At 39.9% G+C, this 11,491-nt stretch carries 11 protein-coding genes; 10 read left to right on the top strand and 1 reads right to left on the bottom strand.

The features are described from left to right. Positions 1 to 649: class I SAM-dependent methyltransferase (locus tag AB4513_RS15185; protein ID WP_133151989.1), on the bottom strand; the 649-nt coding region annotated here is incomplete at its 3' end. 177 nt (positions 650 to 826) lie between these two features. Between AB4513_RS15185 and AB4513_RS15180 the strand changes: the two genes are divergently transcribed. From AB4513_RS15180 to AB4513_RS15135, 10 genes are all read left to right on the top strand, one after another. Beyond that, the gene (locus AB4513_RS15180) at positions 827 to 1,477 is read left to right on the top strand and encodes an iron-containing redox enzyme family protein (protein WP_016800583.1); all 651 of its coding nucleotides are present in this window, start codon (positions 827 to 829) and stop codon (positions 1,475 to 1,477) included. A gap of 47 nt (positions 1,478 to 1,524) precedes the next feature. Beyond that, positions 1,525 to 1,977 carry an SET domain-containing protein-lysine N-methyltransferase gene (locus tag AB4513_RS15175; protein WP_016800584.1) on the top strand — a complete coding sequence of 151 codons (453 nt, stop codon included), beginning with the start codon at positions 1,525 to 1,527 and terminating at the stop codon, positions 1,975 to 1,977. A gap of 54 nt (positions 1,978 to 2,031) precedes the next feature. Then, the gene (locus tag AB4513_RS15170; protein WP_016800585.1) at positions 2,032 to 3,618 is read left to right on the top strand and encodes an NAD(P)/FAD-dependent oxidoreductase; all 1,587 of its coding nucleotides are present in this window, start codon (positions 2,032 to 2,034) and stop codon (positions 3,616 to 3,618) included. A 57-nt stretch (positions 3,619 to 3,675) separates the two neighbouring features. Next, entirely contained in the window at positions 3,676 to 4,524 is an 849-nt protein-coding gene (locus tag AB4513_RS15165; RefSeq protein WP_102258472.1) for a DMT family transporter, read from the top strand. Positions 4,525 to 4,526: 2 nt separating this feature from the next. Further along, positions 4,527 to 5,159, top strand: coding sequence for a LysE family translocator (locus tag AB4513_RS15160; RefSeq protein WP_016800587.1), 633 nt, complete (start codon positions 4,527 to 4,529; stop codon positions 5,157 to 5,159). 144 nt (positions 5,160 to 5,303) lie between these two features. Beyond that, positions 5,304 to 5,825 carry a GNAT family N-acetyltransferase gene (locus AB4513_RS15155; RefSeq protein WP_016800588.1) on the top strand — a complete coding sequence of 174 codons (522 nt, stop codon included), beginning with the start codon at positions 5,304 to 5,306 and terminating at the stop codon, positions 5,823 to 5,825. Between the two features lie 564 nt (positions 5,826 to 6,389). Continuing rightward, on the top strand, positions 6,390 to 6,854 hold the full coding sequence (locus AB4513_RS15150) for a hypothetical protein (protein WP_017097876.1): 465 nt from the start codon (positions 6,390 to 6,392) through the stop codon (positions 6,852 to 6,854). Between the two features lie 27 nt (positions 6,855 to 6,881). Further along, positions 6,882 to 9,704, top strand: a complete 2,823-nt coding sequence (locus tag AB4513_RS15145) for a PAAR-like domain-containing protein (protein WP_102258471.1) — start codon at positions 6,882 to 6,884, stop codon at positions 9,702 to 9,704. A 12-nt stretch (positions 9,705 to 9,716) separates the two neighbouring features. Further along, entirely contained in the window at positions 9,717 to 10,457 is a 741-nt protein-coding gene (locus tag AB4513_RS15140; RefSeq protein WP_102258470.1) for an AHH domain-containing protein, read from the top strand. Beyond that, positions 10,457 to 11,077 (top strand): imm11 family protein, encoded by a 621-nt coding sequence (locus AB4513_RS15135; protein ID WP_017097879.1) that lies wholly within the window; start codon positions 10,457 to 10,459, stop codon positions 11,075 to 11,077. Before AB4513_RS15140 ends, AB4513_RS15135 begins: the two co-directional genes overlap by 1 nt. Positions 11,078 to 11,491 lie beyond the last annotated feature (414 nt).

Here is an 11,491-nt window from a genome sequence, read left to right as displayed (position 1 = left end):
CTATGACATTTGGAATGACGATTTGAAGTATGAGTAATTCGAAAACCAATTTACTTAAAGGCGTTCCGGGAAACAGTTCTTTCTTTTGAAATTCGCCCGGCCAGTGCGCCCACCCCCAATCTTCTATGATGTATATCCCACCTGACTCTAGATAAGGGAATGATGTCAAAAAGGCGGCTTTTGTTGGTTCATATAAATGGTTGTAATCATCAATAATTAGATCTACATTTTTTGTGGGGAAGTGTGATTCTAATATTTGAATGACCTTGTCTGTATGCTCTTGCTTTACTCCACAATAAGGCTCTATTACAGAGTGTGCTGAAGACCCCTTTCGGTATTGACTTAAGGCTGGATGCTCTTGGCGTTCGTCTATGCCTATGATGGAGTCAGGGGTGAAAATCTTATCGAGTAAAACGAGACTAGCACCGTGATATAACCCAAACTCAATAATGTTCTTGGGGGTCAAAGGAGCACAGATTCGTGCCATTGATTTGGCGAATGAAGGATCTTTAACTAGAACGAAACTATTTTCCGTAGTTTTCTTTTTTTGACTTCCCCAAGAAACCAAATGAAATTCAACTTCGTCAATAGAGAAGCGTTCTTCATTATGCCAGCGTATTTTATCCCAAGGGTCGTTATAATTATCCATGTCTTATTATGGGCCTGATAATTTTTGACCTGTAATTCTAGGGTATGCCTTGAGTTGTAATTAATAAATTATTAGTAAATTAATAATTTCATTGGTATTTTTATTTTATTCTCCCTGGAGCGTTTTAATTTATTTAACACTTCTTTCGAAAATTTAGATAAAGATAGAGGGAACATCATGGATAAGTCCGAGCTAATATTAAAGACCACTAAGGAATTAAAAGAAATAGCTGAATCAGGGGCTAATAAAATTGCATTGGCCATGCAAGAAGCAACAAAAGCTAATTACATAAATTTTGTTTCGATGCTTTATCACTACTCTGTCCCAGGAGAAGCTCAATTAAATAAAGCAGCTTTAGCTTCACCTACAGCTGAGATGCAAAGGTTATTCTCTACGATGGCTGAAGAAGAGGCTGATCACGACATTGTGGCGATGAAAGATATGAAATCGATGGGTTATAAAATCGGAATCGAAGATGAATTGGTTTCTAGCTACCACAGACAATGGGATAATTTCACAGAAGCTAAAACCTATGAATACTTAGGAATGAATGTTGTTATCGAGAATGCAATTCACTATTTAGCACAAGCAGTAGCAAAAATGGTGGAGCGGTTGGAACTGAGTGAAAAGGAATGTACGTGGATACGTATTCATTGTGTTGTAGATAAGAGACATGGAGAAGCCGCATTGGCTTGTGCACAACAACATATGAATGAACACACTATAAATTCAATTGTGAATGGAGCGAGGGAAGATATGGAAAGATTTTCTAACATGTTTGTGAGTGCTCTAAGAAAAGATACTCAACTATCTTATATTTCTAATTAATTTCAAATTGCTTAATATTAAAAGATATTTATTCCTATGAGGTTTTTATGAACACAAATATCTGCCATATATATAAAAATGAACAACTTGTTGATTCCGCGAAAATCTGTGTCAACTGGGTTAAGGGTAAAGGGCGTGCTGTGATTGCCAAAACCAATATTAATAAGTTTGAATTAATAGAAATGTCACCCACAAGCGAGATTCCAGCAGCTCAGATTAAGTTAATAAACAATACTGATGTTTTCGAACATTATTTCGTGAATCCTGAATGTTATTTAAAAACAAATTCAAATACTAATGAGGTTGGTGGTTATATTTCTTTTGGTTTGGTTTCATTATGCAATCATTCAAAATCACCTAATGCAATTGTAAAATGGTTGCATGATGAAATGGGGACTTGGGCAGAACTTGTGGCCTTAGAAGCTATCAAGGAAGGGGAAGAGATAGAGATTTGCTATACAAATATTGACGAGTATTCAAATGTTGATTCATTTATTTAGGTAATTTTACATTAAACTTTTATTTTCCCGTCCATTTTAAGGTGGACATATCTTATGGGTTCAAATATGAAAAAAAATGTCTGCGTAATAGGTGCTGGTCCTTCTGGCCTAGTTACCGTTAAAGAATTGATTGAGAGTGGGCATAATGTTACCTGTTACGAACAATCTCACAAAGAAGGTGGTGTTTTTTGCAAAACATCAAAGTGTAGTGTGACTGCTTATGATTCTTTGATGTTAACCGTATCAAATTATTTTATGGCTTTTTCAGGACTTCCTCCATCTATTCATGAGGGGAGACGATTTTGGTCTAGAAAAGAGTATGAAGAATATTTGCAAAAGTATACGGATACATTTGAGTTGAGACAGCATATACAGTTTGATAGTACCGTGACAAAAATCGAACCTCAGGGTGATGGGTTTAATGTATTCGTAAGCTGCTGTAATACCGAATCATCAACTTATTATGATGCTGTAGCAATTTGTGTTGGGATCACACAAAATCCACAAATTCCAGTCTATGAAGGGCAGGATACTTTCACTGGTAAAATATTACATTCAGCAAACTATACCAACCCAGAGGAGTTTAGAAATAAAAAGGTTGTTTGTGTTGGAGTCGGAGAGTCGGGAGCTGACATCGCTCACCAAATTGCGAATGTTGCAAATGAATGCACGCTCTCAATTAGGCATTATCCATCAATCTTAGACCGTTGGTATAATCAGCAAACGAACGATGCTTATACTGCACACGCCTTTTGTGCGCTAGGTCCAAAAGGAATGAATAGTTGGTATAACAAAGAATTAATTAAAAGCCTTAACGAAAAAGAAGGTGATTTGAGTGAAGAACATAAATTAACTTTTGATTGGGCTTTGAAAACTGGAGGCTATTTCAATCAGTTTATTACAAAAAGTGAAGTATTTGTCCAAGATATTATTAATAAGAGACTTGCAGTTAATGTAGGTGGGATAAAGCAGTTAAACGGACAGCGAGTAATTTTCGATGATGGTAAAGAAATGGAAGCCGACATAATAATGTGTAGCACTGGTTTTCAGGAGGAATGTAAGGTTACTGAGCCTTGGGTGAGTATCACTAACGTTAGAAATTTATTCAAACATATGATACATCCGGATTGGGGAAGCAAACTCGCCTATATCGGAACTGCTAGGCCGATGCAGGGAGGTGTTCCAGCGTGTTCAGAAATGCAAGCTCGTTACTTTGCCTTACTTTTATCGGGAGAGAAAAAACTTCCTAAGCCTTTGGAGATGAAAGATATCATAGAGAGGGACCGTCAACATGAGGAAAGTGCTATGTGTCTCACGCCAAATATTAAAGGATTAGTCGATTATGAACAATATATGCCAGAAATGGCAAGGTTAATTGGATGTAATGTAAGATTACGTCACTTGATTAATCCTTTTGTTCTTTATAAATTTTGGTATGGCTCACATCTACCTGTAATTTACAGAATTACGGGCCCAGGAAAAATCGCAAAACTACCAAAAAAAATATTACGTAAATTACCAGTCGCCTATACCATTAGAGAGCAAATATCCTTAAGTATATATTTTATTAGACAGAAGATATTCTTACGTAATAAAGAAGACATTGAAAATATAGAGCGTGAAGTTGTAGAACAAGATTAAATTGTTCTTTCGCTATTTATTAGTACTAAAAATGGTTCATCAAACTAGGAGATGTCAATGGGAAATGTCATGGTGTTTTTTGCGGCCCTTGCATGGAGTACAGCAGGGTTATTTACCAGGATAATATCTACCGATTTTCCGACAACTTTATTTTGGAGGTCGTTATTTGGCGGGATATGCGTGCTATTTATCTACTATTTTATTAGCACACCAATCAAGCGTCGCCGTATGTTGATATTTACCAAAGGTGAACTAATTATTGGAATGATTGTCACCGCAGGTATGATTTGTTTTATAGCCTCTTTTTTTTATACAACAGTGGCGAATGTTTCTTTTGTATATGGGTTGATGCCATTATCGACATTTGTTCTTTCTGTTATTTTCCTTAATGAAAAAATCAATAAAACCACGTTGTTTTGTTGCATCATATCTATGCTTGGTGTGGTATTTATTATGTGGGGGACCACGGATATCGACGACAAGTTAGGCTTATTATTAGCATTTGGGATGACATTTTTTATGGCGTTGTTGACAATAATAGCAAAGTACTATCCAACGGCTGAAGTTGCCAAATCAACATACTTGTCTGCCTTTTTATGCGCACTGATTGTATATCCGTTTTCGAGTCATATTAATGGTTTTTCCAGTGACTATTATTGGTTAGTTGCGTATGGAGTGACGAATGTTGGTTTAGGGTTCGGTGTCTATTTAATAGGAGTTTCTCGAACAACTGCTATGTCGGCAGCTTTAATAGGATTAGCTGAGATACCGTTAGGACCATTTTTAGTTTGGGCTTTTTATGCTGAGGAGGTGGGGTTACGCACGATCATAGGTGGCACAATTATAATGATGGCTGCAATAATGTACCTAGTTTCTAACAGAACCGTAAAAAGGGAGTTTGAATAACAGTGACCTCAAATACGGAATTGTTTACCTACTTAGTTTTGACCTTGTTATATGCGTTCATGCCGGGTCCAGCGATGCTTTATAGTATTGCTCTAGCGGTGTCAGGAGGGAAGAAAGTAGGAATAATGGCCGCTTTCGGCCTTCATATAGGGGGGTATGTCCATGTGCTTTTAGCTGTACTAGGTTTATCCTCTGTGCTTGTAACTAATCCTACTCTCTATTCCGTCATTCAAAAGCTAGGAGCTCTTTACCTCGTTTGGTTAGGGTTTCAGCGTATCTATCTAACTAAAAAGTCACGGGTTACTTCTCGTGAAAGTAATATTACCTCTCCTAAAAGAACTTTCATTGAGAGTGTCATTGTAGATGTCCTGAACCCTAAAGCTGCAATTTTTTATCTTGCTTTTTTGCCACAGTTTGTGAATGAAGCAGGAAGTATTGCTGTTTGGCTGCAATTACTGATTTTGGGCGTTTTTACGAATTTAATGTTTAGCAGCGCAGATCTTTTAAGTGTTTTGATGGCTAGTCATCTACATAAAATGTTTAAAGCAAGAAGTAACTGGGTTGATTTTTTCTCAAGGTGGTCTGGAAGTATTTTTATACTGTTAGGTGTTATGGCCTTGGTAAACTCTTCGTAAAGTTAGGGGGAGGGGCACTGCTCGATATGAATTTGTAAGTTTCAGAACTGAATACACAATCAGAGCGTTCATCATTGGCATGTAATACCAATTGATAAATTTAACTTTCTGGTGTTGCGCCCGTTAGCTCTTACAAGGAGAAGTATGAGAATCGTATATGAAGTTAATGTGACCGAAAAGCAGCATAAAGAAATAATGATGTTGAGGAATCAATCATTTCCAAAGCATCAAGTATCTCGTTCCTACTTTAAACAACTCCCTCATTTTCGTGCCCTACAGTATGAAGGTGATGTACTTATCGGGTATCTCGGATTAGATTATCGAGTAATAAAAGTTGGGAGTGAAGTACACAGGGTTTTGGGGGTAGTCGACTTTTGTGTTGCAGAACCTTATCGCGGTCAAGGAATTGGTACATTTATGTTATCCGAAATTTCCTTGTTTTGTGAAGGGAAGGGGGTGGACTTCATAATTCTTGTCTCAGAGTTGCAAAGTTTCTATTCAGTACGAGGGTATACTCAAGTCAAGGGAAGCAACTCTTGGTTAAGGCTTCATGAACACACGAATTATGGTGTTGCTGTTGAACATGTCGATGAGCTTTATATAAAGCCAATGAGTGCAAAGAATTGGGGAGGTGGCCATATTGACTGGCTTGGCTATATGTATTGACCCCAAAGGCTCGAATGCGTTTACAGAGTTCAGTCCAGGTTACTTTGTTTAACCTAGGAGAGTAGCCTTAAGGTAATACCCTGAAGCGTTTCTGTAGATTTTATAGGTTGTGAAATCTCAAACTTGAGACTTTTTGATCTAACGCATTCATGCCCCATTATAAGGTAGACCTTTTACTCATTCACACCTTGTTAATGTGTGTTTCCCCTAATAAAAGTTATCTGACATTAGCAGTTGTCAAAGTTATACGACACAAAAGACATCATCGTGTTGCTTTTTGGCTTGGTATATCGTTTCTATCATTACTCAAGTGATGTAATACTCTCAACTTTAAAATGATAGTGATGTGCGTGACTTTAATCACAAATTTGAGTGCGAGATAAACCTATAGAAAAGTGAAAAACACATGCGATAAAGCCAATTGATTTGCTAGTCTAGTTACATTGATTGGCCTTCATGTCTTTAAAGTCGATTATTCAATCGTAGTGACCATTCATTTCCACATTACCTATTCAAATCGCCCAGAGATAAAATAATAGGCTCTAAATAATCACTGGGCCCACCATGAATCAAGAGCCACCAAGAGATATTCTTAAGCCTACTTCAAAACCCTGCTCTCGAATTGGTTGGGTAGTGGAAGTTCATCCAGAAAAGAATCGAGTCAAAGTAGATTTTGAGCATAACCCATTTTCTCAACCTCTCTGGGCGTCAATAGGCCGTGCTTTTACTCAGTCAGAAATTTTTATGGCCATCGATAATAAACTCGATTGCCGAATCTCTTTTCTATCCGAAGATCTTACCATTCCAACATTGGTTGATATCTATATTTCTTTGCTTGAAGAGCAAGAGCTTGTTGTTAAAGCAAAGAGGATAACCCTTGATGCAGAGGAAGAAGTGCTTATTGGCTCTGGGACGACACAAACCAAATATAGTGGAACGGATGGCCGTATCACTACAACAGCCAAGCATCTTAGTAGTAGCGCTGAAAAAATTCATAAGATCCAGGGCGCTAAGGTAAAACTCAACTAATCCACTTAATCTAAGTAGGACATATTAATGGCAGTTACAATAAGTGCAAATGGACTCAGTGTTGTCCATAAAGGCTCGGGAGGAGAGGCGAATGCTACCCTGCCTGATGTGTGCCTTACTACAGTCGGTAAACCTGTTGTACCAATCCCTTATGGAAATAACGCGAAGTCGGCAGATTTAGTGGAAGGCACTACGACAGTCACAGCAGATGGCGGAAACAGTATTGCTTTAAAGGGCAGTAAGTTTGCCAAGAGCACAGGCGATGCGGGCGGGGACAAGAAAGGCGTAGCATCGGGTACGATAGAGGCCGAGGCCGAGTTCATTTCCGCATCACCGAGTGTCATCATCGAAGGGAAAGGCGTGGCTAGGTTGTCAGACCAAATGACAATGAACAAGGGCAACACCATGTGCCTAGGTGGGGTTCAAAACCCTGCTGTCACGGTCACTGAAGATGAAGACGGCACTTACACTGTCTACATCAAGGCTCGATACCCGGATGGTGTACTTCTTAAGAACGCAGATTTTGACATTACCGATGTCTCTGGTGGTGCTCTGTCTCCTGGTCACTTTGATAACTCTGGCAAAAGCAAAGTATCAGGCTTAAAGCCGGGTCAAATCAAAATTCTGGTTAAAGAAAGTACGGATGAGTTTATTGCTACCCCGGTTCGTTTAACCAACCCACACTACCTACCCGATTACAATGATGATGACTTCTTTGATAGGTCTGCTCAGGGACAGCAAACCTTCTGGCACCCGAATCGTATTGCCCCGCCAGTAGAAGGCTGGGGAACCATGGGACCTAGCCTCACCGCTGACCGATATTTTGCCGATATTGTGGAAGCAGAAACGAAAGCCCACTTCGAGTTTAGACACCCTGATTTTCATTTCAGCGTATTGTCAGAATCGCTAATCGCGGGAATTGATAGTCTCTCTGATACGAGTTTTGATAGTGTACTGGCGAACGGGTTACCAATGGTGATGGAAGAAGGGGAAATTTTCTCCGTCTTATTTCGTTTACCCAAGCATGAAACCGCAGACCGTATGCTGGCTTACATGCGAGCTCGTGGTAAAGGTAATCCTCAGGTTTTCATCAATAACTACCCTTGGGATAAGGCTAAGAATATACTCAACTCTGAACTAGAGAGTCTACTTAGTAAGATAAAAGGGCGTGTGGAATCTCTTAAGTCCGAAGCTAGTCGGTTGAATTATGATTACTTGTCGTCTGATATCTATAAAAAGCATGTGAGTACCATTGATACCTATGCTAAAAAATTGTCCGATAACCTCAGCCAAGCTTTCAAGCGTATGGAAAATAAAGCTAGTCAACTTATGGATGATGTGTCAGATGTCTCGGTCATTCAAGCGCCTGATCATGTTTACTCTGCCGAAGCAGGGACTATCGAAGTAGTCGTGAATGCGATACCGAAAATAGAGTTAGAGGAGCAGAAGTGGATTAAGATCCGTGCCGTTCACGATGACCTGTGGGGAACGCCTGTTTACGCTAAAAACCTCAAAGTGATAGCCAATGGCTCCGTTCCCCATAAAGACAAATTGGATCTCAATCCATTGCCGCAAAGAAGTACGGCCTCAGAAACTATGGATCTGGCGTTAGAGACCCAGAAGACAGAGGGAGGTGTAGTGGTGGTCGATGATCTCAAGCCCAACACAGACTCTGTCACTATCGAGTATGAAGGTGAACCAGGCATTGAAGATAAGATTGTAAAACAACAGGAAGCTATCGAGACTTATTTGGACGGCCTTTTAAACACAGTCGCGAAAGATATGACAGGTTTCCAGAAACAATGGAACGAAGAAGGTGTACTTTGTTTGGGTGATGGTGTGCTTGAAGGGGCTAAAGCTTGGGGTGCTGATGTGGTGGAACTTTTCTCTCCCGAAGTCTGGGGCGAGATGGGCCATACCTTAGCAGATGCCACCACCGATGGTTTTGATAAGCTCTATATTTACGCCAATCAAAAATACAATGCATTGGAAAAGTACACCGCCGATGCGATGAAAGGAACGGAAGTTCAGTTAGCTCAAAGTGATTTACCAAGCTGGGTAAAACAGGCGGCTTATATTTCCAGTATGGCGCCTAACTTGCTTATTGCGGCCAGTGTGGATGCGTACGAGAACATTGATGAGGCCATTGATGATGTGCAGCTTTGGTGGAATGAAGGCTCAGACGATATGGCGCGCAAGATTAAGTGTATTGCAAGACACAGAGAAGCGATTTGGAATTTGCCTACGCTCTTTACCAACAACGATGTTAAAGGCGTAGAAAAGTTCGTTGACACTGTTGTGATGGAGTTTGACCCTGAATGGGCAATGGAAATCAAGGAGAGTGAGTTTTTCCCTAAGGCCTTGGCGTTGATTAATGATGACAACAGCATCTTGCCTTTCTTTACATACTTGAACCTGATTATTGAAGCTGTCCCACCTAACTTCTATTTCTACCACGTGGGTAAAGCAGCTGCGTATATTGCCATTGAAGTGGTGTTAACCATAGTGATTGGTTTGCTAACTGGGCCAGCAGGGGCAGCCGCCAGAATTGCGACGGTTACAGCGAAATTTACCATGGGCGTTAAAAAGGTTGGTGCAGCCTCTCATGCCGCACAAGCACTAGAAACCTTTACCAGCACCGTCGATGGTTTAGTCGACATCTTGCCAGATTACGACAAGTTAGCGGGCCATTTGGCATTGCGCCGTAAGTCCGCCATAGCAGACAAACGGGTTAATAGTACCGCTCAAGTGGAAGAGAAACATGAGCCTAGAAAGGGTAAATGTCGACTGTGTAAGAGTGAAGAACATAAAACGCCTCGGTTGTACCGGGGTGAAATCGAATATGTATAGGATAAGTTATCTATGGGCACACTGATGAGTCAAGAGGCGGCAGAATCGGATTTCGTCGATGGTATGATTGAGAAAAAAGGCTATCGTAAGCGCTGGGTAAACAACGTAAAAAAATTATCTGAGCACCCTTATAATAATGGTATCCATATGGATACCCATCATATTATTTCGGCAGAAGCAGTAAAACACAGTGAGCTGGGTGAAAACCTAGTCAACAAAGGCTACGACATCAACCAGTTATCGAATTTGGTCGGCTTTCCTGCTACTTTGCCGGGTGCATGTCAACTCCATTGCCAATTACACCGCGGCGATCATATCTTTAGCCGACCTAGGGAAGAACCTTATCATCGTTACGTTTCTGGAGAGTTGAGAGATCCAGAGATAAGAAAAAAGATTAAAGACTGCTATGGAAAGACTAAGAAAACAGAAACCGAGTCAGAGATACATAAGCTGCTCGACCCGATTAGTCGTAAAGTGCTAAAGAAAATCAACAAAATTGAAAGAGGGCAATTTTTTTCATTACCGTTGACCAAAATTTCCCAATACTTTATTCCAGGAGGACCCGGCTGCGCCTGCCAATTCGATATTATCAACGCACAAACCAATCCTGATAACTATTGCAACAGTGACCGGCTTCACTATCAACTGGGCGAAAGAGATGGCAAAGACAAGCGCTATCAAACCAGTAGTTCCCCATGGAACACCAAAACGATCACGTACCAAAACACCAGATGGATACCCAAGGTAGGATAATGAGCCAATACAACGACCAATACTATATTGTTTTCGAAAATTATGATGAAAATACTTTGTACCTAAAGCCTCAAAAGCATTCAGCCATGAGGGATTACGAATACACCAAGCTAAGTGGTGATGAGCCAATGCTTTTTGAAAACTGCTATCGTGATGAAGATTTGGTTCGAGGGGTTTCTAGGCCAATTAAAAAGGCTCACTTAGACTCAACCTACCCAGTATTTTCTGATGAAATTAAACAATCTCTTGGTAATATAGACAATGCATGTTGTCAGGTTTACCCCAGCGTGATCGTAGATGATCATGACAAATATCATGAGGGCTATTGGGTGTTTAATGTATTTGAGAAAATGGATGTTTTGAATCTAGAAAAGTGTCAGATTGATGATTATGACCCGGAAGATACTAGACACACAATTGAGCAGTACTATTTGGATGATAACAAGTTGTCTGCGATGCCAGAGAAAGAACGCTTGGTCTTTATGCCAAAATTCAGCGATTACCCTCATATTATTGTTCATGAGAAAGTAGTAAAAGCGTTCAAGAAACAAAACGTGGATACGCTTAACTTTGTAAAAGTCTCTGATTGGGTAATGGGCCTCCAGTTTGTAGAGTCTTAATGGACCAGTGGGCTGCTGAAGGCATTGGGGAAATCTGCATTTATAGCTTAAAACTAGGTATTCAAGAACAATAACTTTATTTGCTGTTTCTGAATATATGTAAACTCCCCAAATAGTACAATTTGATCTGCTTCAGCGATACTGGACAATCACGTAAACAAATTTGCCATACTTTTAATAATTCATGCTTCGCTAAATTAGCAATCTTGCTAAATCGTTTTTGTCCAACTCTGAGTCAGCAAGTCGTCGCGACTCAAGGCGAGTTCCAATGATATATTTTGCAACTGCAAGCAATTAGCTTTGTCGACAAGAGCTGATAACAAAGAGAGCCAAAGCTGACTAAATTGATTAACCAATAACTTTCAATTTTTTTTGGTTATAGTATGTGTAATATAAATCCCAATAATACTTGAG

Origin of the sequence: Vibrio sp. 10N.222.54.E6, from assembly GCF_041473955.1 — a bacterium.
GTDB lineage: Bacteria > Pseudomonadota > Gammaproteobacteria > Enterobacterales > Vibrionaceae > Vibrio > Vibrio tasmaniensis_A.
The sequence above is the reverse complement of the archived record's forward strand: the minus strand, read 5'-3'. Positions and strand labels throughout refer to the sequence as shown.